The organism is Streptomyces sp. NPDC093071, assembly GCF_044754545.1.
GTDB lineage: Bacteria > Actinomycetota > Actinomycetes > Streptomycetales > Streptomycetaceae > Streptomyces.
In genome coordinates, this window is the sequence record NZ_JBIVPH010000006.1 from 315,577 (window position 1) to 339,931 (window position 24,355).

21 protein-coding genes are annotated in these 24,355 nt (G+C 71.9%); 17 read left to right on the forward strand and 4 right to left on the reverse strand.

The genetic code is table 11. The features are described 5' to 3' along the window. Positions 1-236: 236 nt before the first annotated feature. The 5 genes from secD to ACIQD7_RS24340 all read left to right on the forward strand — a co-directional run bounded on the left by secD (position 237) and on the right by ACIQD7_RS24340 (position 6,841). On the forward strand, positions 237-2,003 hold the full coding sequence (secD, locus tag ACIQD7_RS24320) for a protein translocase subunit SecD (RefSeq protein WP_402444157.1): 1,767 nt from the start codon (positions 237-239) through the stop codon (positions 2,001-2,003). A 1-nt stretch (position 2,004) separates the two neighbouring features. Then, the gene (gene secF, locus ACIQD7_RS24325) at positions 2,005-3,084 is read left to right on the forward strand and encodes a protein translocase subunit SecF (protein ID WP_121831711.1); all 1,080 of its coding nucleotides are present in this window, start codon (positions 2,005-2,007) and stop codon (positions 3,082-3,084) included. Further along, positions 3,081-3,632 (forward strand): adenine phosphoribosyltransferase, encoded by a 552-nt coding sequence (locus ACIQD7_RS24330; protein WP_402444159.1) that lies wholly within the window; start codon positions 3,081-3,083, stop codon positions 3,630-3,632. The genes secF and ACIQD7_RS24330 overlap by 4 nt, the downstream gene beginning before the upstream one ends. Before the next feature lie 110 nt (positions 3,633-3,742). Continuing rightward, on the forward strand, positions 3,743-4,150 hold the full coding sequence (locus ACIQD7_RS24335; RefSeq protein ID WP_402444161.1) for a hypothetical protein: 408 nt from the start codon (positions 3,743-3,745) through the stop codon (positions 4,148-4,150). Between the two features lie 213 nt (positions 4,151-4,363). Continuing rightward, a complete protein-coding gene (locus ACIQD7_RS24340; protein ID WP_402444162.1) occupies positions 4,364-6,841 on the forward strand; it encodes a RelA/SpoT family protein in 2,478 nt (825 codons plus the stop codon). Between the two features lie 91 nt (positions 6,842-6,932). On the opposite strand, the gene ACIQD7_RS24345 is transcribed toward ACIQD7_RS24340, so the two are convergent. Together ACIQD7_RS24345 and ACIQD7_RS24350 are read right to left on the reverse strand one after the other, a co-directional pair. Beyond that, a complete protein-coding gene (locus tag ACIQD7_RS24345) occupies positions 6,933-8,162 on the reverse strand; it encodes a DUF349 domain-containing protein (RefSeq protein ID WP_121832035.1) in 1,230 nt (409 codons plus the stop codon). A 202-nt stretch (positions 8,163-8,364) separates the two neighbouring features. Further along, on the reverse strand, positions 8,365-9,168 hold the full coding sequence (locus tag ACIQD7_RS24350; protein ID WP_402444164.1) for a peptidylprolyl isomerase: 804 nt from the start codon (positions 9,166-9,168) through the stop codon (positions 8,365-8,367). A gap of 162 nt (positions 9,169-9,330) precedes the next feature. On the opposite strand from ACIQD7_RS24350, the gene ACIQD7_RS24355 reads away from it, so the two are divergent. The 4 genes from ACIQD7_RS24355 to ACIQD7_RS24370 all read left to right on the forward strand — a co-directional run bounded on the left by ACIQD7_RS24355 (position 9,331) and on the right by ACIQD7_RS24370 (position 13,460). Then, positions 9,331-10,038 (forward strand): MBL fold metallo-hydrolase, encoded by a 708-nt coding sequence (locus ACIQD7_RS24355; protein ID WP_401422788.1) that lies wholly within the window; start codon positions 9,331-9,333, stop codon positions 10,036-10,038. An 8-nt stretch (positions 10,039-10,046) separates the two neighbouring features. Beyond that, positions 10,047-11,309, forward strand: a complete 1,263-nt coding sequence (gene hisS, locus ACIQD7_RS24360) for a histidine--tRNA ligase (protein WP_402444166.1) — start codon at positions 10,047-10,049, stop codon at positions 11,307-11,309. Between the two features lie 134 nt (positions 11,310-11,443). Beyond that, on the forward strand, positions 11,444-12,055 hold the full coding sequence (locus ACIQD7_RS24365) for a vitamin K epoxide reductase family protein (RefSeq protein WP_121832027.1): 612 nt from the start codon (positions 11,444-11,446) through the stop codon (positions 12,053-12,055). A gap of 43 nt (positions 12,056-12,098) precedes the next feature. Then, the gene (locus ACIQD7_RS24370; protein ID WP_391166276.1) at positions 12,099-13,460 is read left to right on the forward strand and encodes an AAA family ATPase; all 1,362 of its coding nucleotides are present in this window, start codon (positions 12,099-12,101) and stop codon (positions 13,458-13,460) included. Positions 13,461-13,465: 5 nt separating this feature from the next. Here the strand turns inward: ACIQD7_RS24370 and ACIQD7_RS24375 are convergent, their stop codons facing one another. Beyond that, positions 13,466-14,161: a DUF2470 domain-containing protein gene (locus ACIQD7_RS24375; protein ID WP_402444168.1), complete on the reverse strand. Its 696-nt coding sequence runs from the start codon at positions 14,159-14,161 to the stop codon at positions 13,466-13,468. 206 nt (positions 14,162-14,367) lie between these two features. On the opposite strand from ACIQD7_RS24375, the gene rpsD reads away from it, so the two are divergent. Next, positions 14,368-14,982: a 30S ribosomal protein S4 gene (gene rpsD / locus ACIQD7_RS24380; RefSeq protein WP_030214918.1), complete on the forward strand. Its 615-nt coding sequence runs from the start codon at positions 14,368-14,370 to the stop codon at positions 14,980-14,982. Positions 14,983-15,010: 28 nt separating this feature from the next. Here the strand turns inward: rpsD and ACIQD7_RS24385 are convergent, their stop codons facing one another. Beyond that, the gene (locus ACIQD7_RS24385) at positions 15,011-17,218 is read right to left on the reverse strand and encodes an ATP-binding protein (protein ID WP_402444170.1); all 2,208 of its coding nucleotides are present in this window, start codon (positions 17,216-17,218) and stop codon (positions 15,011-15,013) included. Positions 17,219-17,375: 157 nt separating this feature from the next. On the opposite strand from ACIQD7_RS24385, the gene ACIQD7_RS24390 reads away from it, so the two are divergent. The 7 genes from ACIQD7_RS24390 (at position 17,376) to ACIQD7_RS24420 (ending at position 24,326) form a co-directional block, all read left to right on the forward strand. Further along, positions 17,376-17,810: a DUF948 domain-containing protein gene (locus ACIQD7_RS24390; protein ID WP_402444172.1), complete on the forward strand. Its 435-nt coding sequence runs from the start codon at positions 17,376-17,378 to the stop codon at positions 17,808-17,810. Between the two features lie 6 nt (positions 17,811-17,816). Further along, on the forward strand, positions 17,817-18,170 hold the full coding sequence (locus ACIQD7_RS24395) for a DUF6167 family protein (RefSeq protein WP_121832022.1): 354 nt from the start codon (positions 17,817-17,819) through the stop codon (positions 18,168-18,170). Next, the gene (gene alaS, locus ACIQD7_RS24400) at positions 18,170-20,839 is read left to right on the forward strand and encodes an alanine--tRNA ligase (protein ID WP_402444174.1); all 2,670 of its coding nucleotides are present in this window, start codon (positions 18,170-18,172) and stop codon (positions 20,837-20,839) included. Before ACIQD7_RS24395 ends, alaS begins: the two co-directional genes overlap by 1 nt. A gap of 2 nt (positions 20,840-20,841) precedes the next feature. Then, positions 20,842-21,306, forward strand: a complete 465-nt coding sequence (ruvX, locus tag ACIQD7_RS24405) for a Holliday junction resolvase RuvX (RefSeq protein WP_121832018.1) — start codon at positions 20,842-20,844, stop codon at positions 21,304-21,306. 101 nt (positions 21,307-21,407) lie between these two features. Beyond that, entirely contained in the window at positions 21,408-23,234 is a 1,827-nt protein-coding gene (mltG, locus tag ACIQD7_RS24410; protein ID WP_402444175.1) for an endolytic transglycosylase MltG, read from the forward strand. Next, positions 23,231-24,058, forward strand: a complete 828-nt coding sequence (locus ACIQD7_RS24415; RefSeq protein ID WP_121832014.1) for a shikimate dehydrogenase — start codon at positions 23,231-23,233, stop codon at positions 24,056-24,058. Before mltG ends, ACIQD7_RS24415 begins: the two co-directional genes overlap by 4 nt. 52 nt (positions 24,059-24,110) lie before the next feature. Next, entirely contained in the window at positions 24,111-24,326 is a 216-nt protein-coding gene (locus ACIQD7_RS24420; protein WP_402444177.1) for a hypothetical protein, read from the forward strand. Positions 24,327-24,355 lie beyond the last annotated feature (29 nt).

Genomic DNA, 24,355 nt, shown 5'->3' on the forward strand with positions numbered 1-24,355 from the left:
GCCCTCCGGTAAGGGCGGGCGCCGCCGTCCACGGGCGCCGCGCGAAAGGCGGCGGGGGGGGGGCCCCCCCCCCGGGGGGGCCCCCCCCCCCCCGCGGGGGGGCCCCCCCCCCCCCCCCCCCCCCCCCCCCCCCGCCCCCGAACGGTTCCACGTCTGCGGGGGATGGTCCCCACACATACTTCGTGGCCGTCGCGCGCACACCCGTCGCGCGACGGTTGGACAGGGAGATACGACAGGTGGCAGCACCGAAGAAGGGCCGAAGGCCGGCGGGGGGACAGAGCCGGCCGGGCCGCGCCCTGGCACTCATCCTGATCGCCATGGTCGCGCTCACCGGCGGGATGTTCTGGTCGGGGCACACCACCCCGCGCCTCGGCATCGACCTCGCCGGCGGCACGTCGATCACGCTCAAGGCCAAGGCCGACCCCGGCCAGGAGTCGGCGGTCAACGAGACCAACATGAACACGGCGGTCGGCATCATCGAGCGCCGTGTCAACGGTCTGGGTGTCTCCGAGGCCGAGGTCCAGACGCAGGGCCGCGAGAACATCATCGTCAACATCCCTCGCGGGACGAACGAGAAGCAGGCCCGGGAGCAGGTCGGCACCACCGCCCAGCTCTACTTCCGGCCCGTTCTCGCCGTCGCGGCCGCCGCGCCGCAGCCGGCCCCGACGGCCACCGGCTCGGCCTCGCCGAAGCCCTCCGCCTCGGCCTCCGCCCCGACCGCGAGCGACAAGTCGGCCACCCCGACGGCCACCGCCTCCACCCAGGGCCGCGCGCTCACCGAGGCCCTCAAGGCCCCGAGCCCGACGCCCACCGGCAGCGCCTCCCCCTCGTCCTCCGCGACGCCGAAGGCCACCGGCACCCCGCAGGCGACCCCCACGCCCGACCCCGCCTCCGCGGCGCTCGAGCAGAAGTTCACCACCCTGAACTGCCTCGACCCCAAGCAGCGCACCGCCGCCGGCCAGGGCGTCAAGCCGAGCGAGCCCACCGTGGCCTGCGGCAAGAACGCGATCGACCAGTGGGAGAAGTACCTCCTCGGTCCCGCCGAGGTCGAGGGCAAGGACGTCGACGACGCCAAGGCCGCGCTCGACCAGCAGACCGGCCAGTGGATCGTGGACATGGAGTTCACGAGCGCCGGCTCGAAGAAGTTCCAGGCGATCACCAGCAAGCTCTCGCAGCAGAGCGAGCCGCAGAACCAGTTCGCCATCGTCCTGGACGGCGAGGTCGTCTCCGCGCCCCGCGTCCAGACCACGCTGAGCGCCAGCGCCCAGATCTCCGGCAGCTTCAACCAGCAGTCCGCCCAGGACCTCGGCAACATCCTGTCCTACGGCGCCCTGCCGCTCTCCTTCCAGACCCAGAGCGTCGACACCGTCACCGCCGCGCTCGGCGGCGAGCAGCTGGAGGCCGGCCTGATCGCCGGCGCCATCGGCCTCGGTCTCGTCATCCTCTACCTGGTCGTCTACTACCGGGGCCTGTCGCTGGTCGCCATCCTCAGCCTCGGCGTCTCCGCGCTGCTGACCTACGTGATCATGGCCCTGCTCGGTCCGGCCATCGGCTTCGCGCTGAACCTGCCGGCCGTCTGCGGCGCCATCGTCGCCATCGGCATCACCGCGGACTCGTTCATCGTCTACTTCGAGCGCATCCGGGACGAACTCCGCGAGGGCCGCACGCTCCGCCCGGCCGTCGAGCGCGCCTGGCCGCGCGCCCGCCGCACCATCCTGGTCTCCGACTTCGTGTCGTTCCTGGCCGCGGCCGTGCTCTTCATCGTCACCGTCGGCAAGGTCCAGGGCTTCGCGTTCACGCTCGGCCTGACCACCCTGCTCGACATCGTCGTGGTGTTCCTCTTCACCAAGCCGATCATGACGCTGCTCGCGCGGACCAAGTTCTTCGGCGACGGCCACCCGTGGTCCGGCCTGGACCCGAAGCGCCTCGGTGCCAAGCCGCCGCTGCGCCGCACCCGCCGCACCACCGCCCCCGCCGGCCCTGTCGACCCGAAGGAGGCGTGAGATGTCGAAGCTCGGAGATCTCGGCGCCCGACTCCACCGCGGTGAGGTCGGCTACGACTTCATCGGCAACCGCAAGATCTGGTACGGCCTGTCCGTCCTGATCACCATCACCGCCATCGTCGCCCTGGCCGTCCGCGGCCTCAACATGGGCATCGAGTTCCAGGGCGGCGCCGTCTTCACCACCCCGAAGACGGACGTCTCGGTCAGCCAGGCCCAGGAGTATGCGGAGGAGGCCTCCGGCCACGACGCGATCGTCCAGCAGCTCGGCAACGGCTCGCTGCGCATCCAGGTCGGCGGCCTCGACACCGCGCAGTCCGACCAGGTCCGCTCCGAGCTCGCCAAGGACCTGAACGTCGCCGAGGACAAGATCGCGGCCGAGCTGGTCGGCCCCAGCTGGGGCGAGCAGATCGCCAACAAGGCCTGGACCGGCCTCGGGGTCTTCATGATCCTGGTGGTGATCTACCTGGCCATCGCCTTCGAGTGGAGAATGGCGGTCGCGGCGCTCATCGCCCTCATCCACGACCTCACCATCACCGTGGGCATCTACTCCCTGGTCGGGTTCGAGGTCACCGTCGGCACGGTCATCGGCCTCCTGACGATCCTCGGCTATTCGCTGTACGACACGGTGGTCGTCTTCGACTCCCTCAAGGAACAGACGAAGGACATCACGAAGCAGACCCGCTTCACCTACAGCGAGATGGCCAACCGCTCGATCAACGGCACCCTGGTCCGCTCGATCAACACCACCGTCGTGGCGCTCCTCCCGGTCGCCGGCCTGCTCTTCATCGGCGGCGGCGTCCTCGGCGCCGGAATGCTCAACGACATCTCGCTGTCGCTGTTCGTGGGCCTGGCGGCCGGCGCGTACTCGTCGATCTTCATCGCCACCCCGCTGGTCGCCGACCTCAAGGAGCGCGAGCCGGCGATCAAGGCGCTCAAGAAGCGCATCCTGGCCAAGCGGGCCGGTGCCGCCGCCAAGGGCGAGTCCGCGGACGGCCCGGACGCGTTCGGCGACGGCGCGGAGACCGCCGTCGTCGGCCCGCGGACCGGCCGCCGGGGCCGCGCCCAGGAGCACCGAGGATGACCGCCGGGGCCCAGGACGTCGCCGACCTCCTGCTCAGCCGCATCCGCGACGTACCGGACTATCCGAAGCCGGGCGTGCTGTTCAAGGACATCACGCCGCTGCTCGCGGACCCGGAGGCGTTCGGGGCCCTCACCGGCGCCCTCGCCGGGCTGTGCTCCGCGCACGGCGCGACGAAGATCGTGGGCCTGGAGGCCCGCGGCTTCATCCTGGCCGCCCCGGTCGCCGTCCGCGCGGGCCTGGGCTTCATCCCGGTCCGCAAGGCCGGAAAGCTCCCCGGGGCCACGCTCCGCCAGGCGTACGAGCTGGAGTACGGCACCGCCGAGATCGAGGTGCACGCCGAGGACCTGGCGCCGGGCGACCGCGTCATGGTCATCGACGACGTCCTCGCCACCGGCGGCACGGCCGAGGCCTCCCTCGAGCTCATCCGCCGCGCCGGCGCCGAGGTCGCGGGCGTCGCCGTCCTCATGGAACTGGCCTTCCTACCGGGCCGCGCCCGCCTGGAACCGGCCCTGAAGGGCGCTCCGCTCACGGCGCTGATTCAAGTCTGATCACCTCTTGGCCGATGTCACCTGTGGACACGCGGCGACGGGCGCCCCGGGACCTCCCGCGGCGCCCGTCTCCGCGTTCCGGGACCGTGTCGCCCCACAGGAGGAACCCCATGCCGATCGCCCGCAAGCCGTTCGCCGGAGCAGCGTGCCTGCTCGCCCTCGCGGCGGCTCCGCTCGCCGCCGCTCCCGCCACCGCGACCCCGCCGTCCGCGGCCGTCCGGCCGGCCGCCGTCTGCGAGGGCTGGAAGAACGCGGGCAGCGTGCCCCTGGAGTGGAGCAAGGTCAGCGACGGCTGCGGCCACTTCGGGGCGAACGGCATGAAGATGTCCTACGCCTGGAAGGTCTACCGGGGCGGCAGCGTCTGCGTACGGGCCAAGGGCTTCGACGCCCGCCGCAAGGAGTTCTGGTCGGCCCCGCTCTGTTCCAAGAACGGCCGGGTGGAGGTCGCCTGGGGCAATGTCGCGGCGAGCAAGGAGATCCTGGTCAAGGGTGGGCCGTCGCTCCTCCGCTGGAACTGACTGTCTCAGCTCCGGCCTGTACGGGGGCGCCCCGGGGAATCCCCGGGGCGCCCCCGTGGTTTTCCGGAATGCCCCGGTCCGGCCGCCCGGGAGCGGATGTCGACCGTGGCCGGATCCGTTCACCCCCGGCCGCGTGAGCGACGCGGGTCCGGGCTCGATACCATGGCCGTTCCGGGCCTGACCGGGGGACCCGGACATGCACGAGGAGCGCTCTTGCCAGACGAGGCCCAGCCACTCTCCGCCGCGCAGCCCGACCCGAAGGCCGAAGAGGCCGCGCAGGGAACCGGCACGCCCCAGAACAAGCCCGCGGAGACCGGGCCCGCGCCTGCCGCGCCCGAGCCGGCCCCCGCGGCCGCCCCGGCCGCGCGCCCCGCGCCGACCGCGCCCGCCCGCTCGGGCGGCTCGTCCAACCGCGTCCGCGCCCGCCTCGCCCGACTCGGCGTGCAGCGCTCCTCCCCGTACAACCCGGTCCTCGAACCGCTGCTGCGGATCGTCCGGTCCAACGATCCCAAGATCGAAACGGCCACTTTGCGCCAGATCGAGCGGGCCTATCAGGTCGCCGAGCGCTGGCACCGGGGGCAGAAGCGCAAGAGCGGCGACCCGTACATCACGCACCCGCTCGCCGTCACCACCATCCTCGCCGAGCTCGGCATGGACCCGGCGACCCTGATGGCCGGCCTCCTGCACGACACCGTCGAGGACACCGAGTACGGCCTCGACACCCTCCGCCGGGACTTCGGCGACCAGGTCGCCCTCCTCGTCGACGGCGTCACCAAGCTCGACAAGGTCAAGTTCGGCGAGGCCGCCCAGGCCGAGACCGTCCGCAAGATGGTCGTCGCCATGGCCAAGGACCCCCGCGTCCTGGTCATCAAGCTCGCCGACCGCCTGCACAACATGCGCACCATGCGCTACCTCAAGCGGGAGAAGCAGGAGAAGAAGGCCCGCGAGACCCTGGAGATCTACGCCCCGCTGGCCCACCGGCTGGGCATGAACACCATCAAGTGGGAGCTGGAGGACCTCGCCTTCGCGATCCTCTACCCCAAGATGTACGACGAGATCGTCCGGCTCGTCGCCGAGCGCGCCCCCAAGCGGGACGAGTACCTGGCCGTCGTCACCGACGAGGTCCAGGCCGACCTGCGGGCCGCCCGCATCAAGGCCACCGTCACCGGCCGCCCCAAGCACTATTACAGCGTCTACCAGAAGATGATCGTCCGCGGCCGGGACTTCGCGGAGATCTACGACCTGGTCGGCATCCGCGTCCTCGTGGACACCGTCCGCGACTGCTACGCGGCCCTCGGCACCGTCCACGCGCGATGGAACCCGGTCCCCGGCCGGTTCAAGGACTACATCGCGATGCCGAAGTTCAACATGTACCAGTCGCTGCACACGACGGTCATCGGACCCAACGGCAAGCCCGTCGAGCTCCAGATCCGCACCTTCGACATGCACCGGCGCGCCGAGTACGGCATCGCCGCGCACTGGAAGTACAAGCAGGAGGCCGTCGCCGGCGCCTCCAAGGTGCGCACCGACGTGCCGAAGAAGACCGGCAAGGACGACCACCTCAACGACATGGCGTGGCTCCGCCAGCTCCTCGACTGGCAGAAGGAGACCGAGGACCCGGGCGAGTTCCTGGAGTCCCTGCGCTTCGACCTCTCCCGCAACGAGGTCTTCGTCTTCACCCCCAAGGGCGACGTCATCGCCCTGCCCGCCGGCGCCACCCCCGTCGACTTCTCCTACGCGGTCCACACCGAGGTCGGCCACCGCACGATAGGAGCCCGGGTCAACGGCCGGCTCGTCCCGCTCGAATCCACCCTCGACAACGGCGACCTGGTCGAGGTCTTCACCTCCAAGGCCGCCGGCGCCGGGCCCTCCCGCGACTGGCTCGGCTTCGTCAAGTCCCCGCGCGCCCGCAACAAGATCCGCGCCTGGTTCTCCAAGGAGCGCCGGGACGAGGCCATCGAGCAGGGCAAGGACGCCATCGCGCGGGCCATGCGCAAGCAGAACCTGCCGATCCAGCGGATCCTCACCGGCGACTCCCTCGTCACCCTCGCCCACGAGATGCGCTACAGCGACATCTCCTCGCTGTACGCGGCGATCGGCGAGGGCCACGTCACCGCCCAGTCCATCGTGCAGAAGCTGGTCCAGGCGCTCGGCGGCGAGGAGGCCGCCACCGAGGACATCGACGAGTCCGCGCCGCCGACCCGGGGCCGCTCCAAGCGCCGCTCCAACGCGGATCCCGGCGTCGTCGTCAAGGGCGTCGAGGACGTCTGGGTGAAGCTGGCCCGCTGTTGCACCCCCGTCCCCGGCGACCCGATCATCGGCTTCGTCACCCGGGGCAGCGGGGTGTCGGTCCACCGCAGCGACTGCGTCAACGTGGACTCGCTGTCCCGGGAGCCTGAGCGGATCCTGGACGTCGAGTGGGCCCCGACCCAGTCCTCGGTCTTCCTGGTCGCCATCCAGGTCGAGGCCCTGGACCGCTCCCGGCTGCTCTCCGACGTCACCCGGGTCCTCTCGGACCAGCACGTCAACATCCTCTCGGCGGCCGTCCAGACCTCCCGCGACCGGGTGGCCACCTCCCGCTTCACCTTCGAGATGGGCGACCCGAAGCACCTGGGCCACGTTCTGAAGGCCGTGCGGGGCGTGGAGGGCGTCTACGACGTCTACCGCGTGACCTCGGCCCGCCGGCCGTAACGAGGGCGTACGAGAAGGGCGGCCCCGGTACCTGCGTACCGGGGCCGCCCTCCTTTCCGTACGAAGCCCGTACGGAGTCCGTACGGGCGGATCAGCCGCCGAACTCCTCCAGACCCTTCAGGGCCTGGTCGAGCAGGGCCTGGCGGCCCTCCAGCTCGCGGGAGAGCTTGTCAGCCTTGGCGTCGTTGCCGGCGGCGCGGGCCGCGTCGATCTGCTTGCGCAGCTTCTCGACCGCGTCCTGGAGCTGACCGGTCAGACCCGCGGCACGCGCGCGCGCCTCCGGGTTCGTCCGGCGCCACTCGGCCTCCTCGGCCTCCTGGATCGCCCGCTCCACCGCGTGCATCCGGCCCTCGACCTTGGGGCGGGCGTCACGCGGGACGTGGCCGACGGCCTCCCAGCGCTCGTTGAGGGAGCGGAAGGCCGCGCGGGCCGCCTTCAGGTCCGTCACCGGGACGAGCTTCTCGGCCTCGGTCGCGAGCTCCTCCTTCACCTTGAGGTTCTCGCCCTGCTCCGCGTCCCGCTCGGCGAAGACCTCGCCGCGCGCCGCGAAGAAGACGTCCTGGGCGCCGCGGAAGCGGTTCCACAGGTCGTCCTCGTGCTCGCGCTGGGCGCGGCCGGCCGCCTTCCAGTCCGCCATCAGCTCGCGGTAGCGGGCCGCCGTGGCGCCCCAGTCGGTGGAGTTCGAGAGCGACTCCGCCTCCGCGACCAGGCGCTCCTTCGCCTTGCGGGCGTCCTCGCGCTGCGCGTCCAGGGACGCGAAGTGGGCCTTGCGGCGCTTCGAGAACGCCGAGCGGGCGTGCGAGAAGCGGTGCCACAGCTCGTCGTCGGACTTCCGGTCGAGCCGGGGAAGGCCCTTCCAGGTGTCCACGAGCGCCCGCAGCCGCTCGCCGGCCGAACGCCACTGCTCGCTCTGGGCCAGCTCCTCGGCCTCGGTGACGAGCTTCTCCTTGGCGGCGCGCGCCTCGTCGGCCTGCTTCGCCTTCTGGGCCCGGCGCTCCTCGCGGCGCGAGTCGACCGTCCCGACGAGCTTGTCCAGCCGGGCGGAGAGCGCGGCCAGGTCGCCGACGACGTGGTGCTCGTCGACCTGGTGCCGGATGTGCTCGATCGCCGCGGTGGCGTCCTTCGCCGAGAGGTCGGTGGTCCTCACCCGCTTCTCGAGGAGGCCGATCTCGACCACCAGGCCCTCGTACTTGCGCTCGAAGTAGGCCAGGGCCTCCTCGGGGGTGCCGGCCTGCCACGATCCGACGACCTTCTCGCCCTCGGCCGTCCGCACGTACACGGTGCCCGTCTCGTCGACGCGGCCCCACGGGTCGCTGCTCACAGCGCCTCCTCACCATGATGCCGTCGGGGGGTCGCAACCCCCCGGGCATCGTCCACAGTTTCCCGGCGGGCCTCGCCCGCCTTCCGCAGCGCGGCCGACGGCCCACGCTGCCCACCGCCAATCTAGGCGAACGGCGGCCCGGCTGTCCGCACTCAGCGCGACCGAGATTCGACGGCCGGCCCGCCGGTGCGGACGGGCGGGCTCACTTCTCGGTGACGGTGGCCTTCTCGATGGTCACGGCCTTCTTCGGGGCCCCGTCCCCGGCGCCGCCCTCGACACCGGCGGCGGCGACCTCCTGGACCGCCTTGAGGCCGGCGGCGTCGATCTTCCCGAAGGGGGTGTAGGTCGGCGGCAGCTTGGTGTCCTTGTAGACGAGGAAGAACTGCGAGCCGCCGGTGCCCGGCTGCCCGGTGTTCGCCATGGCCACGGTGCCGGCCGGGAAGGTCACCGAGCCGTCCGCGCCGGCCTTGCCGAGGGCGTCCAGGTTCTCGTCGGGGATGGTGTAGCCGGGGCCGCCCGAGCCGGTGCCCTCGGGGTCGCCGCACTGGAGCACGAAGATGTTCTGCGTGGTGAGGCGGTGGCACTTGCTGCCGTCGAAGTACTTCTTGTCCGCGAGGTGCTTGAAGGAGTTCACCGTGCGCGGGGTCTTCGACGCGTCCATGGCGATCGTGATGTCGCCCGCGTTGGTCTTGAGCGCCATGTCGTACGAGGCCTTCTGGTCCACCGTGAGCTTCGGCTCCGGGTTCTCGGACTCCTTCCCGGAGGGCGAGGGCGCCGGGGTGGTGGGCGTGTCGCCCGCCGCGCTGTCCGAGCCCTTCTTCGAGCCGTCGTCCGAGAGCGCCACCGAGGCGTACACGGCGCCGCCCGAGGCCAGCACCACCGCGAGGACGGACGCGATGACGGTGTTGCGCCGCTTGTCCTTGCGCCGCTTCTCCTCCCGCCGCTGCTGCTGCCGTACGTACTTCTCCCTGGCAAGCTGCCGCCGCCGCTGATCGCTGCTGACCACCGGTCCGCTCCTTGTCGCTCGTGTGTTCCTGTCCTGGCCGGATGTGCCCGTACCGTATACGGGTTGGCTGTGGAACCGGCAGCGCCGGTAGGCTCTGATCTGCCGAATCCCGTCATTCCCGGGATTTCCGCGCCCCGTGCCGGACGACATCTAAGGACGAACGTGCTGATTGCCGGGTTCCCCGCCGGAGCCTGGGGCACCAACTGCTATCTGGTCGCCCCCGCCGCAGGCGAGGAGTGCGTCATCATCGACCCGGGCCACCAGGCCGCCCGGGGAGTCGAGGAGACGCTCAAGAAGCACCGTCTCAAGCCCGTCGCCGTCGTCCTCACCCACGGACACATCGACCACGTCGCCTCCGTCGTCCCGGTGTGCGGCGCCCACGACGTCCCCGCGTGGATCCACCCGTCCGACCGCTACATGATGAGCGACCCGGAGAAGGCCCTCGGCCGCTCCATCGGGATGCCCCTCATGGGCGAGCTGACCGTGGGGGAGCCCGACGACGTGCGGGAGCTCGCCGACGGCTCCGAGCTGAAGCTCGCCGGTCTGGAGTTCTCCGTCGCCCACGCGCCCGGCCATACCAAGGGGTCGGTGACCTTCCGGATGCCCGAGACCGCGGAGATCCCCTCCGTGTTCTTCTCCGGGGACCTGCTGTTCGCCGGCTCCATCGGACGCACCGACCTCCCCGGCGGTGACATGGACGAGATGCTCGGATCGCTGGCCCGCGTGTGCCTGCCCCTCGACAACTCGACCGTGGTGCTGTCGGGGCACGGTCCCCAGACGACCATCGGCCAGGAGCGCGCCACCAACCCCTACCTCAGGCAGGTGGCCTCCGGCCTCGGGAGCCCCGACGCTCCCCGACGAGGAATGTGACGACTCACGTGAGCACCTTCAAGGCCCCCAAGGGCACGTACGACCTCATCCCGCCGGTCTCGGCGACCTACCTCGCGGTCCGCGAGGCCATCGCGGCCCCGCTGCGCCGCTCCGGCTACGGCTACGTCGAGACCCCCGGCTTCGAGGACGTGAACCTCTTCGCCCGCGGCGTCGGCGAGTCCACCGACATCGTGACCAAGGAGATGTACGCCTTCGAGACCAAGGGCGGCGACCGCCTCGCCCTGCGTCCCGAGGGCACCGCCTCCGTGCTCCGCGCCGCCCTGGAGGCCAACCTCCACAAGCAGGGCAACCTGCCGGTGAAGCTCTGGTACTCCGGCTCGTACTACCGCTACGAGCGCCCGCAGAAGGGCCGCTACAGGCACTTCTCGCAGGTCGGCGCCGAGGCCATCGGCTCCGAGGACCCGGCGCTCGACGCCGAGCTGATCATCCTGGCCGACGAGGCCTACCGCTCGCTCGGCCTGCGGAACTTCCGCATCCTGCTGAACTCGCTCGGCGACAAGGAGTGCCGCCCCGTCTACCGGGAGGCCCTCCAGGACTTCCTGCGCGGGCTCGACCTCGACGAGGACACCCTGCGCCGCGCCGAGATCAACCCGCTGCGCGTCCTCGACGACAAGCGCGAGGCGGTGCAGAAGCAGCTCGTCGGCGCCCCGCTGCTGCGCGACTACCTGTGCGACGCGTGCAAGGCGTACCACGAGGAGGTGCGCGCCTTGATCACCGCGGCGGGCGTGGTCTTCGAGGACGACCCCAAGCTGGTGCGCGGCCTCGACTACTACACCCGCACCACCTTCGAGTTCGTCCACGACGGCCTCGGCTCGCAGTCGGCGGTCGGCGGCGGCGGCCGCTACGACGGCCTCTCCGAGATGATCGGCGGCCCCGCGCTGCCGTCCGTCGGCTGGGCGCTCGGCGTGGACCGCACGGTCCTCGCCCTGGAGGCCGAGGGCGTCGCACTCGACCTGCCCTCCGCCACCAGCGTCTTCGCCGTCGCCCTCGGCGAGGAAGCGCGCCGGATCCTCTTCGGCAAGGTCACCGAGCTGCGCAGGGTCGGGATCGCCGCGGACTTCTCCTTCGGCGGCAAGGGCCTCAAGGGCTCCATGAAGGACGCCAACCGCTCGGGCGCCCGCTTCGCCGTCGTCGCCGGCGAGCGGGATCTCGCCGAGGGCGTCGTCCAGCTCAAGGACATGGAGTCCGGCGAGCAGCGGCCGGTCGCCCTGGACGACCTCCTGGACGCGGTACGGACCGAACTGGCCTGACCTCCGCTCGTACGAGGAGGGGCCCGGCGCGCACAGCCGCCCGGGCCCTTCCTTATGTCCACCGAACGGTGGGCACGGGCCTCCGTGCGGCAGAATGTCCGTGCCCAGCAGCCCGCGAGCGATGGATCGGAAACATGACGAAAGCAGCGGTGGACGACCCGGCACCCGGCACGATCGGAGCGAGCCGCGCCCTCGCCTGGCTCCTGGTGGTCACGGGCGCGGCCGGACTGCTCGCCGCCTGGGTCATCACGATCGACAAGTTCAAGCTCCTGGAGGACCCCGGCTTCACCCCCGGGTGCAGCCTCAACCCGGTCGTCTCCTGCGGCAACATCATGAAGAGCGAGCAGGCCTCGGTCTTCGGCTTCCCCAACCCGATGCTCGGCCTCGTCACGTACGGCATGGTGATCGCGATCGGCGTCGGCCTGCTCGCGGGCGCCCGCTACCGGCGCTGGTACTGGCTCGGCCTCAACGCCGGCACCCTCTTCGGCGTCGTCTTCTGCGCCTGGCTCACGTACCAGTCGCTGTACGAGATCAACGCGCTCTGCCTGTGGTGCTGCCTGGCCTGGGTCGGGACCATCGTCATGTTCTGGTACGTGACCTCGCACAACGTGCGCCACGGCGTGATCCCCGCCCCCGCCGGGCTGAAGACCTTCTTCGGCGAGTTCACCTGGGTCCTGCCCGTCCTGCACATCGGGATCATCGGAATGCTGATCCTGACCCGCTGGTGGGACTTCTGGACGGGCTGAGCCCGGACCGCGTTGTCGGCGGCGTGACCTAGGCTTCGTGAACGTGGAGCCCGACCTCTTTACCGCAGCCGCCGAAGACCGCCAGGAGAAGGACCCGTCCAGCAGCCCGCTGGCCGTCCGGATGCGCCCCCGCACCCTCGACGAGGTGGTGGGGCAGCGACACCTGCTCAAGCCCGGATCGCCGCTGCGCCGGCTCGTGGGGGACGGCGACGGAGGCCCCGCCGGAGCCTCCTCCGTGATCCTCTGGGGCCCGCCGGGCATCGGGAAGACCACCCTGGCGTACGTCGTCTCGAAGGCCACGAACAAGCGGTTCGTGGAGCTGTCCGCGATCACCTCCGGCGTCAAGGAGGTCCGGGCCGTCATCGACGGGGCCCGGCGCGCGGCCGGCGGCTACGGCAAGGAGACCGTCCTCTTCCTCGACGAGATCCACCGCTTCTCCAAGGCCCAGCAGGACTCCCTCCTGCCGGCCGTGGAGAACCGCTGGGTGACGCTGATCGCCGCCACCACCGAGAACCCCTACTTCTCCGTGATCTCCCCGCTCCTCTCCCGCTCGCTGCTCCTCACCCTGGAGCCGCTGACCGACGAGGACCTGAAGGGCCTGCTCGCCCGGGCACTCACCGACGGGCGCGGGCTGGGCGGGGCCGTGACCCTGCCGGAGGACGCGGAGTCCCACCTCCTGCGGGTCGCGGGCGGGGACGCCCGGCGCGCCCTGACCGCCCTGGAGGCCGCCGCCGGCGCGGCGATCGCCAAGAAGGAGGCGGAGATCACCCTCCAGACGGTCGAGGAGACCGTCGACCGGGCCGCCGTGAAGTACGACCGGGACGGCGACCAGCACTACGACGTGGCCAGCGCGCTCATCAAGTCGATCCGGGGCTCGGACGTGGACGCGGCCCTGCACTACCTGGCGCGGATGATCGAGGCGGGGGAGGACCCGCGCTTCATCGCGCGGCGCCTGATGATCTCCGCGAGCGAGGACATCGGCCTCGCCGATCCGAACGCCCTGCCGATCGCCGTCGCGGCGGCCCAGGCCGTCGCCATGATCGGCTTCCCGGAGGCGGCGCTGACCCTGAGCCACGCCACCATCGCCCTGGCCCTGGCCCCCAAGTCGAACGCGGCGACGACCGCGATCGGCGCCGCCCTCGCCGACGTGCGGGGCGGCCTGGCGGGCCCGGTCCCGTCGCACCTGCGCGACGGCCACTACAAGGGCGCGGCCAAGCTCGGCCACGCGCAGGGGTACGTGTACCCGCACGACGTGCCGGGCGGCATCGCGGCCCAGCAGTACGCCCCGGACGCGATCCACGGCCGCCGCTACTACGAGCCCACCCGCTACGGCGGGGAGGCGCGGTACGCGGACGTGGCGGAGTGGGCGCGGGCGCGCCTGAGGGGCGAGGAGCCGCAGCGGTAGCGCGCTCAGGCGCGGGCGGCCTCGAAGAGCCGGTGCATCTCGCGGCGCAGCCCCGAGACCTCCCGCACCGGCTCCGGGAAGTCGAAGCGGGCGTCGAAGCAGTCCCCGGGGCCCGCGCTGAAGCGGACCCGCAGGCCGAAGCGGTCGAGCGCGAGCGGGGCCACGTCCCGGGTGGGGACGAGGGCGGCCGAGCGCTCGCCGAGGAGCGAGGTCAGCTCCCGCAGCCGGTCGCCGTGCGCCGCCGCCAGGTGCTGGAGCAGCTCCGTCTCGTGCGCGTGCAGCGGATCGGGGGCGGCGGCCGCGAACTCCTCGGCGTCGATCCCGGCGGTGCCCCACAGGTCGTCCACGCGCGCCTCCCCGACCTCCAGGCGCAGCATCATGCGGCCCTGCTCGGCGACGCCCGGCAGGCAGGTCAGCCAGCCGGAGACCCAGGCGCGGCCCCGGATGCGGTGGGGGACGGAGACGGGGGCCACGTCCGTGAGCTCCAGGACGACCGGCAGCTCGTCGTCCACGGCGTGCGTGGCGGCCCGTACGGGCGGGGCGTCGGCGGCGTAGAGCAGGAAGATCTCGCCGTCGGGTCCCACGGCCCGCGCCTCGGGCGCGAGCTGCTCGGGCCGGTGCCCCTCGGCCCCGGGAATCAGCAGGACGCCGGAGCATGTACTCTGTACGAGAGTTCGTGTGCGCTCGGCTGCTGACGGCATCCGCGCGATTTCAAGTCCGCTGGGACGCGGCTGACCATGAGCTGATCGGACCTCCGTCGTATCGATGCCATCCAGGGCTTCATCCATGGATTGGGCGTCGTTCTTTGTGTTGCCGTCCGTGATGCGTGTGGTGTTCCCCGGGCGAGACATGCGATCTCCTTGAGTAAGGTGAGCCTAACCTAACCTACAACGGAGGTCTGGAGAACGTGCCTAACCAGTCGCGTCCCAAGGTCAAGAAGTCCCGTGCGCTCGGTATCGCGCTGACGCCGAAGGCCGTCAAGTACTTCGAGGCCCGCCCGTACCCGCCGGGCGAGCACGGCCGCGGTCGCAAGCAGAACTCGGACTACAAGGTCCGTCTGCTCGAGAAGCAGCGTCTGCGCGCCCAGTACGACATCAGCGAGCGCCAGATGGCCCGCGCCTACGACCGCGCCAAGAAGGCCGAGGGCAAGACGGGCGAGGCGCTGGTCGTCGAGCTCGAGCGTCGCCTCGACGCCCTGGTCCTGCGTTCGGGCATCGCCCGCACCATCTACCAGGCCCGCCAGATGGTCGTCCACGGCCACATCCAGGTCAACGGCCAGAAGGTCGACAAGCCGTCCTTCCGCGTCCGTCCGGACGACGTCGTCATGGTCCGCGAGCGCAGCCGCACCAAGCCGCTGTTCGAGGTCGCCCGCGAGGGTGGCTTCGCCGCCGACGGCGAGACCCCCCGCTACCTCCAGGTCAACCTGAAGGCGCTGGCGTTCCGCCTCGACCGCGACCCGAACCGCAAGGAGATCCCGGTCATCTGCGACGAGCAGCTGGTCGTCGAGTACTACGCCCGCTGACGCAGGCGCGGTACCACCCCCGCGGTGTTCAGCCCGCCGCTTCCCCGCCCTTTCCGGTGGGGGAGCCGGCGGGCTTCCGCGTTCCCGGGACCCCCGCCGACCGGCCCGTGCGGAACGGGCGCGGCGCCGCCGCACCGCCCCCGGCCGGATCCCGGCGCCCGGCGAGCGCCCGCTCCACCACCGCGTCCAGCGAGAGCCCCCGGCCCTCCCGGAAGGCCTCCTCGTACGCCGCCGCGCCCAGCGCCTCGCGCGCCCGCGCCTCGCACAGCTCCCCGGGCCCGCCGAACGACCTCGAACCGAAGAGCCGGACGCCCACCGCGTCCCACACCGGCACCGCCGCCCCCTGGAACACCGCCGCCTCCGCCGGATCCCCCTCGCCCACCGTCACGAGCGCGAGCAGCTCGATCGCCAGGACGAGCCCGACCAGATCGTGGAAGACGTGGTTGACCGAGACGCACTCGGTCAGCAGCTCCCGCGCCTCCCCGTACGCGTCCCGGGTCCACGCCGCGTACGCCAGGACGTAGAGCGCGTACGCCCGCGTCCACAGCTCCCCGCGCTCCTCGCAGATCTCCCGGACCTCCCGGCAGAGGACCACCGCCCCCTCCAGGTCGCCCCGGAAGGCCCGCGCCATCGCCACCTCGACCTGGCCCATCAGCACGTTGCTGTTCAGCTCGCCCAGCTCCCGGTAGGAGGCGAGCGCCCGCCCGATCAGCTCCTCCGCGCGCACCGGATCGTCCGTCAGCAGCGCCAGACAGCCCATCCGGTGCGTCGCGTACGCCTCCGCCAGCACGTTTCCCGAGGACCCGGCCCGCTCCCCGCGCTCGTGGAGCGCCGCCACCGCCGCCGTGCCGTCCCCCTGGAGGACCGCCACGTACCCGAGCACCCACAGCGCCTTCAGACGCGCCTCCTGGTGCCCGGAGTCGAGCGCGAGCGCCCGGTCCAGCCAGTACCGTCCCTCCGCGAGGCGCCCGCAGCCCGCCCAGGCGAACCAGAGCGTGCCCGCCAGGTGCTGGGCCAGGTGCGCGTCCTCCGGGAGCTCCAGGCACAGCTCCAGGGCCGCCCGCAGATGGGGCAGCGCCACGTCCGTGCGGGCCGCCACCTCCGCCTGGCGCGGACTGAACCACTCCAGCTCGCACCAGGTCGCCAGGCCCATGTACCAGTCGCGGTGTCGGCGCCGCATCCGCTCCGTGTCGCCGAGCGCCGCCAGCCACTCCGCCCCGTACGCGGCGACCGTCCCCAGCATCCGGTAGGCCGGGCCCGCGGGCGTGTCCTCCCGCGACACCAGCGACTGCGCGAGCAGCCCGCCGAGCAGGTCCAGGATCCGCTCCGGCGGCAGCTCGCGGCCCCCGCACACGTACTCCATCGCCTCCAGGTCGAAGGGGCCCGCGAACACCGAGAGCCGCGCCCAGAGCAGCCGTTCCCCCGGCGTGCACAGCTCGTGGCTCCAGCCGATCGCCGTCCGCAGCGTCCGGTGGCGGGGGAGCGCCCCGCGCTCGCCGTCCGCGAGGAGCCGGAAGCGGTCGTCGAGCCGGTGCAGCACCTGCTCGGGGGAGAGCAGCGGCAGCCGCCCGGCGGCCAGTTCCAGGGCGAGCGGAATCCCGTCGAGCCACCGGCACAACTCCCGTACGGCGTCGGGGACTTCGGAGGGCTTACGGCCGGGGATCGCATCCGGACCGTCCGGGCCGCCCGCGCCTCCCGGGAGCACCGGCGCGCCCGCCTCCGCCGCCCGCTCGGCCAGCAGGGCCACCGCGTCCGCCTCGTCCATCGGCGCCAGCGGGAACACCGCCTCGCCCGCCACCCGCAGGGGCCGGCGCCCGGTCGCCAGGACGGCGAGGCCGGGCGCGTGCGCCAGCAGCTCCCGCACCAGCGGCGCGCAGCTCTCCACCAGGTGCTCGAAACCGTCGAGCACCAGCAGCATCCGCCGCTCCGCCAGGTGCTCCACCAGGGCCTCGCGCGGCGGCCTCGGCGTGTGGTCGGTGAGGCCGAGCGCCTCGGCCACGGCGTGCGCCACCAGGTCCGGATCGCGCAGCGTCGCGAGGTCGGCGAGCCCGACCCCGTCGCCGTAGCGTTTCTGCGCCCCCGCGGCCGCCCGCAGCGCGAGCCGCGTCTTGCCGACCCCGCCCACGCCCACGACCGTGACCAGGCGGGACGTTCCGAGGAGCGCCGTCAACGCGGCCTGCTCGGCGGCCCGTCCGACGAACCGGTTCAGCTCCGCCGGGAGATTGCTCCGTCGCATGGGACACGGAGCGTACTCACCTCCGCGCGCTGCGTACAACCGGATCCCGTGACCGGCGCCTCGCGCGCGGTAATGCGGTACGGCGCGACAGCCCGGGCGCGATAGGGTCGGGGGACGACTTTTCACAAGGCCCAACGACAGCAGAGAGCGGTGCAGCGTGACCGGTGGAGAGGTTGCCGGGATCCTGGTGGCCGTCTTCTGGGCGATCCTCGTCTCCTTCCTCGCCGTGGCGCTGGCGAGACTGGCGCAGACGCTCAGGGCGACCACCAAGCTCGTGGCGGACGTGACGGAGCAGGCCGTGCCCCTGCTCGCCGAGGCCTCCGCGACCGTGCGGTCGGCGCAGACCCAGCTCGACCGGGTCGACGCCATCGCCTCGGACGTCCAGGAGGTCACCTCCAACGCCTCCGCGCTCTCCACCACCGTCGCCTCCACCTTCGGCGGCCCGCTCGTCAAGGTGGCCGCCTTCGGCTACGGCGTGCGCCGCGCGCTCGGCCGGAGCCGGGACGGGGAGGGCGCACCGGCCGCCGCCCGCCGCACCGTGATCGTCGGCCGCACCGTGCCGTCCATGCGACGCCGGAAACAGAAGGGCTGAGCCGCGATGTTCCGCCGCACGTTCTGGTTCACGGCCGGCGCAGCCGCCGGCGTGTGGGCCACCGCCAAGGTCAACCGGAAGCTGAAGCAGCTGACCCCCGAGAGCCTCGCGGCCCAGGCCGCGAACAAGGCCGTCGAAACCGGCCACCGGCTCAAGGACTTCGCCCTCGACGTGAGGGCGGGCATGGTCCAGCGGGAGGCCGAGCTGGGGGAGGCGCTCGGACTCGACGCCCCCGCCGACCCCGCTGCGGCACAGGGCCGGGAGCTTCCGGAGCCCCGCCGCAGGACCGCCCTCGGTCCCACCCCGCCTTCGTATTTCACCCTTCCCAAGAGTTCGTACAACCGGAATGAGGACCACTGATGGAGTCGGCTGAAATCCGCCGCCGCTGGCTGAGCTTCTTCGAGGAGCGCGGGCACACCGTCGTCCCTTCGGCGTCGCTCATCGCGGACGACCCGACTCTGCTGCTCGTCCCCGCCGGCATGGTGCCCTTCAAGCCCTACTTCCTGGGCGAGGTCAAGCCGCCCTTCTCGCGCGCCTCCAGCGTGCAGAAGTGCGTGCGCACCCCCGACATCGAAGAGGTCGGCAAGACCACCCGCCACGGCACGTTCTTCCAGATGTGCGGCAACTTCTCCTTCGGCGACTACTTCAAGGAAGGCGCCATCAAGCTCGCCTGGGAGCTGCTGACCACCCCGGTGGAGCACGGCGGCTACGGGCTTGAGCCGGAGAAGCTCTGGATCACCGTCTACGAGCAGGACGACGAGGCCGAGCGCATCTGGCGCGACGTCGTCGGCGTCCCCGCCGAGCGCATCCAGCGCCTCGGCATGGGCCCCAACTTCTGGTCCATGGGCGTCCCCGGCCCCTGCGGCCCCTGCTCCGAGATCAACTACGACCGCGGCCCCGAGTTCGGTGTCGAGGGCGGCCCGGCCGTCAACGACGAGCGGTACGTGGAGATCTGGAACCTGGTCTTCATGCAGTACGAGCGCGGGGAGGGCTCCGGCAAGGAGGACTTCCCGATCCTCGGCGACCTGCCCGCCAAGAACATCGACACGGGCCTCGGCCTGGAGCGCCTGGCGATGATCCTCCAGGGCGTCCAGAACATGTACGAGACGGACACCCTCAAGGTCGTCATCGACAAGGCCACCGAGCTGACCGGCGTCCGGTACGGCGCGAACCACGAGAGCGACGTCTCGCTCCGCGTGGTCGCCGACCACATGCGCACCTCCGTCATGCTCATCGGCGACGGCGTCACCCCCGGCAACGAGGGCCGCGGCTACGTGCTGCGCCGCATCATGCGCCGCGCCATTCGCAACATGCGCCTGCTCGGCGCCACCGGTCCGGTCGTCCAGGACCTCGTCGACACCGTGATCGCGACGATGGGCGAGCAGTACCCCGAGCTGGTCACCGACCGCAAGCGCATCGAGACCGTCGCCCTCGCCGAGGAGGCCGCCTTCCTCAAGGCCCTCCGCGGCGGCACCAACATCCTCGACACCGCCGTCACCGAGACCAAGGCCTCCGGCGGCTCGGTCCTCTCCGGCGACAAGGCGTTCCTGCTCCACGACACCTGGGGCTTCCCGATCGACCTCACCCTGGAGATGGCCGCCGAGCAGGGCCTCTCCGTGGACGAGGACGGCTTCCGCCGCCTGATGAAGGAGCAGCGGGACCGCGCCAAGGCCGACGCCAAGGCCAAGAAGACCGGTCACGCCGACATGACCGCGTACCGGGAGATCGCCGACACCAGCGGCGCCACCCAGTTCACCGGCTACACCAGCACCGAGGGCGAGAGCACGGTCGTCGGCCTCCTCGTCAACGGCGTCCCCTCGCCGGCCGCCTCCGAGGGCGACGAGGTCGAGGTCGTCCTCGACCGCACCCCGTTCTACGCCGAGGGCGGCGGCCAGATCGCCGACCAGGGCCGGATCAAGCTGCACAGCGGAGCCGTCATCGACGTCCGCGACGTCCAGCAGCCGGTCCCGGGCGTCTCGGTGCACAAGGGCTCCGTGCAGGTCGGCGAGGTGACCGTGGGCGCCACCGCCTACGCCGCCATCGACGTGCGCCGCCGCCGGGCCATCGCCCGCGCCCACTCGGCCACCCACCTCACCCACCAGGCCCTGCGCGACGCCCTCGGCCCGACGGCCGCCCAGGCCGGTTCCGAGAACCAGCCCGGCCGCTTCCGCTTCGACTTCGGCTCGCCGAACGCCGTTCCCGGCACGGTCCTCACCGACGTCGAGCAGAAGATCAACGAGGTCCTCTCGCACGAGCTGGAGGTCCACGCCGAGGTCATGCCGATCGACGAGGCCAAGCGCCAGGGCGCCATCGCCGAGTTCGGCGAGAAGTACGGCGAGCAGGTCCGCGTCGTCACCATCGGCGACTTCTCCAAGGAGCTGTGCGGCGGCACCCACGTCCGCAACACCGCCCAGCTCGGTCTGGTGAAGCTGCTCGGCGAGTCCTCCATCGGCTCCGGCGTGCGCCGCATCGAGGCCCTCGTCGGCGTCGACGCGTACCACTTCCTCGCCAAGGAGCACACGGTCGTCGCCCAGCTCCAGGAGCTGGTCAAGGGCCGCCCGGAGGAGCTGCCGGAGAAGATCTCCTCCATGCTCGGCAAGCTGAAGGACGCCGAGAAGGAGATCGAGAAGTTCCGCGCGGAGAAGGTCCTCCAGGCCGCCGCCGGCCTCGTCGACTCCGCCCGCGACATCCGCGGCGTCGCCCTGGTCACCGGTCAGGTCCCGGACGGCACCACCGCCGACGACCTGCGCAAGCTGGTCCTGGACGTGCGCGGCCGGATCTCCGGTGGCCGCCCGGCCGTCGTCGCCCTGTTCACCACGGTCAACGGCAAGCCGCTGACGGTCATCGCCACCAACGAGGCCGCCCGCGAGCGCGGCCTCAAGGCCGGCGAGCTCGTCCGCACCGCCGCCAAGACCCTCGGCGGCGGTGGCGGCGGCAAGCCGGACGTCGCCCAGGGCGGCGGCCAGAACCCGGAGGCCGTCGGCGAGGCCATGGCCGCCGTCGAGCGCCTCGTGGTGGAGACGGCGTGACGATGCGCCGCGGCCGCCGCATCGCGGTCGACGTCGGGGACGCCCGGATCGGGGTCGCCTCGTGCGACCCCGACGGGGTCCTCGCCACGCCGGTGGAGACCGTGCCGGGACGCGACGTCCCGGCCGCCCACCGGCGGCTCCGCCAGATCGTCGGGGAGTACGAGCCGATCGAGGTCGTCGTGGGCCTGCCCCGCTCGCTCAGCGGGCGGGAGGGCCCGGCCGCGACCAAGGTCCGCGCCTTCGCCCGCGAGATGGCGAAGGGCATCGCCCCGGTGCCGGTCCGGCTGGTCGACGAGCGGATGACGACCGTCACCGCCACCCAGGGGCTGCGCGCCTCCGGGGTGAAGTCGAAGAAGGGCCGCGCGGTCATCGACCAGGCCGCCGCCGTGATCATCCTTCAGAACGCTCTTGAGTCCGAACGGGTATCGGGTAATCCTCCCGGCGAGGGCGTCGAAGTGGTCATCTGATCGCGATACGGTAACGTTCCGCGCGATGCGGCGGTGTTCGAACAGCTGCCGCACTACGTAGAGGCGGATCGTCCGGAAGCCTCGCGGCTGTTTGGGGATCGATGACTGAGTATGGCCGGGGCCCGGGCTCCGAACCGTGGCACCCCGGGGACCCGCTCTACGGGGACCAGGGGTGGGAGGGCCAGCAGCAGTACCCGCATCCGCAGCAGCCGGACCAGTACGGCCAGGACGGCCAGGACGGCCAGGACGGCCACGGCTACCAGGACCCGTACGGGCAGGGCGGCCAGGGGTACCAGGACCCCTACGGGCAGCAGTACCCGCGGCAACAGCAGCCGCAGGGCTACGCCGATCCGCAGTACCAGCAGCAGCACTACCAGCCGCAGTACCAGCAGCAGCAGCCGTACGACCAGCAGCAACAGCAGTACGGGACCGGCCACCAGGGCGGTTACGACACGCCCGGACACCTCGGACAGCAGTACGACGGCACCTGGGAGTCCGGCCAGGCGGCGATGGCCTACGGCGCGCCCCCGGCCGATCCGTACGGCGGCCAGAACCCGGACCTGTACGGCACGCCCGAGGCCTATCCGCCGCCCCGGCCCCCCGGCCACCGGCAGAACCCGCCGGAGCCGGTGATCGACTGGGCCCCGGAGGAGGAGGCCCGCCGGGAATCCGGGCCGGACGAGGAGAACCACCCCTTCTTCACCGGCGAGGACGACGGCGACGCCGGCCGCGGCGGGAAGGGCGGCCGGGACGACGACCACGACGACGCGTACGACGAGGAGCCGGCGCGCGGCCGGGGCTCCCGCGGCGACGACCGCGACCGGCGCGGCAGGGACAAGAAGCGCAAGGGCAAGAACGGCGTGGCCTGCCTCGTCGTCGCCGTCGTCCTGGTGGGCGGCGTCGGCGGCGTCGGCTACTTCGGCTACCAGTTCTGGCAGGGCCGGTTCGCCGAGGTCCCGGACTTCGCGGGCACCGGCAGCGGCGAGGTCCAGGTCGAGATCCCCAAGGGCGCGTACGGCTCCGACATCGGCAACATCCTGAAGAAGGCCGGCGTCGTCAAGAGCGTCGACGCCTTCACCTCGGCCCAGCTGAAGGACCCCAAGGGCCAGTCCATCCAGGCCGGCGTCTACACGCTGAAGAAGGAGATGTCGGCGGAGAGCGCGGTCAAGCTGATGCTCGACCCGGCGAGCCAGGCCAACCTCATCATCCCCGAGGGCAAGCGGAACGCCTGGGTCTACGAGACGCTCGACCAGCGCCTCGACCTCAAGCCCGGCACCACCAAGGAGATCGCGCTCGCGAAGGCGGACTCCCTGGGCCTGCCCGAGTGGGCCAAGAAGCACCCCGACATCAAGGACCCGCTGGAAGGATTCCTCTTCCCGGCGAGCTACCCGGTCGCGAAGGGCAGCAAGCCCGAGGACGCCCTGCGCAGGATGGTGACCCGCGCGAACCAGGAGTACGGCAAGCTGGACCTGGACGCGAAGGCGAGTGCGGTCGGCCTCAAGGGGCCCTGGGAGCTGCTGACGGTGGCGAGCCTCGTGCAGGTCGAGGGCAAGTACAAGCACGACTTCGACAAGGTCGCGCGCGTGGTCTACAACCGGCTCAAGCCCGGCAACACGGAGACCGTGGGCCGTCTGGAGTTCGACTCGACGGTGAACTACCTCAGAGGGCAGAGCACCCTCGACGTCGGCACGGTCGACGCCATGCGCAAGATCGACGACCCGTACAACACGTACAAGGTGACCGGGCTCGTCCCCGGGCCCATCAGCAACCCGGGCATGGAGGCGCTCCAGTCCGCGATCAAACCCGCGGCCGGTCCGTGGTACTACTTCGTCTCGATCAACGAGGACAAGACCGTCTTCTCCGTGACGAACGAGGAACACAACCGGAACGTCGCGGAGTACGAGAAGCAGCGGAAGCAGGGGCAGTGAGCAAGCGACACCGCGCGGCGGTCCTGGGATCGCCGATCGCCCACTCCCTCTCCCCGGTCCTGCACCGCGCCGCGTACGCCGAACTCGGTCTCGACCACTGGTCATACGAGCGCTTCGAGGTCGACGAGGCGGCGCTGCCGGGGTTCGTGGGCGAGCTGGACGGCAGCTGGGCCGGGCTCTCGCTGACCATGCCGCTCAAGCGGGCGATCATCCCGCTGCTCGACGAGGTCAGCGACACGGCCGCGTCCGTGGAGGCCGTCAACACCGTCGTCTTCCGCGAGGACGGACGGCGGGTCGGCGACAACACCGACGTCCCCGGCATGATCGCCGCCCTGCGCGAGCGCGGCGTCGAGAAGGTGGAGGCCGCCGCCGTCCTCGGCGCCGGCGCCACCGCCTCCTCCGCGCTCGCCGCCCTCGCCCTGATCTGCGCGGGACCCGTCACCGCGTACGTGCGGAGCGAGGCGCGGGCCGAGGAGATGCGCGGCTGGGGCGAGCGGCTCGGCGTGGACGTGCGCACCGCCGACTGGGAGCGCGCGGCGGAGGCCTTCGAGGCCCCGCTGGTGATCGCGACCACCCCCGCCGGTACGACGAACGCCCTGGCCACCGCCGTCCCCGACCGCGTCGGCACCCTCTTCGACGTCCTCTACGACCCCTGGCCCACCCCGCTGGCCGCCGCCTGGTCCGACCGGGGCGGCAAGGTCGTCGGCGGCCTCGACCTCCTCGTCCACCAGGCCGTCCTCCAGGTGGAACGGATGACGGGCGTCCCGCAGGCACCGCTCGCGGCCATGCGGGCGGCGGGGGAGCGGGCACTGGCCGCCCGATAGGCTCCCGTCGGCGCCCGGGACCGGCCGGCGCCGGACGGGGGGATACGGGGACATGCTGCTGGCGTCCAAGTGGGACACGGCCTTCGACGTGCTGCGCTTTCTGTACGTGGGGTTCTTCAGCGACCTGCCCGCCTGGGTGCGGTACACCGTGCTCGGGCTCGGCGGCTCGGCAGCCGTGTCCGGCTTCGTCTCCTGGCTGCGGAACAAGTCCGCGGCCGCCTCCGGCGGCGGGGAAACCGTCCCGGGAGCTGAGACTCCCGTCCGGTAGCTGGACAGGCGTCCAAGGGGGCGCTCCGG

Bases quoted from the DNA above. Each gene is read 5' to 3' on its own strand.
- ACIQD7_RS24330 (WP_402444159.1), top strand. From the start codon at position 3,081: ATGACCGCCGGGGCCCAGGACGTCGCCGACCTCCTGCTCAGCCGCATC.
- mltG (WP_402444175.1), top strand. From the start codon at position 21,408: ATGACTGAGTATGGCCGGGGCCCGGGCTCCGAACCGTGGCACCCCGGG.
- secF (WP_121831711.1), top strand. From the start codon at position 2,005: ATGTCGAAGCTCGGAGATCTCGGCGCCCGACTCCACCGCGGTGAGGTC.
- ruvX (WP_121832018.1), top strand. From the start codon at position 20,842: ATGCGCCGCGGCCGCCGCATCGCGGTCGACGTCGGGGACGCCCGGATC.
- ACIQD7_RS24420 (WP_402444177.1), top strand. From the start codon at position 24,111: ATGCTGCTGGCGTCCAAGTGGGACACGGCCTTCGACGTGCTGCGCTTT.
- ACIQD7_RS24385 (WP_402444170.1), bottom strand. From the start codon at position 17,218: ATGCGACGGAGCAATCTCCCGGCGGAGCTGAACCGGTTCGTCGGACGG.
- ACIQD7_RS24375 (WP_402444168.1), bottom strand. From the start codon at position 14,161: ATGCCGTCAGCAGCCGAGCGCACACGAACTCTCGTACAGAGTACATGC.
- ACIQD7_RS24335 (WP_402444161.1), top strand. From the start codon at position 3,743: ATGCCGATCGCCCGCAAGCCGTTCGCCGGAGCAGCGTGCCTGCTCGCC.
- ACIQD7_RS24365 (WP_121832027.1), top strand. From the start codon at position 11,444: ATGACGAAAGCAGCGGTGGACGACCCGGCACCCGGCACGATCGGAGCG.
- ACIQD7_RS24395 (WP_121832022.1), top strand. From the start codon at position 17,817: ATGTTCCGCCGCACGTTCTGGTTCACGGCCGGCGCAGCCGCCGGCGTG.
- alaS (WP_402444174.1), top strand. From the start codon at position 18,170: ATGGAGTCGGCTGAAATCCGCCGCCGCTGGCTGAGCTTCTTCGAGGAG.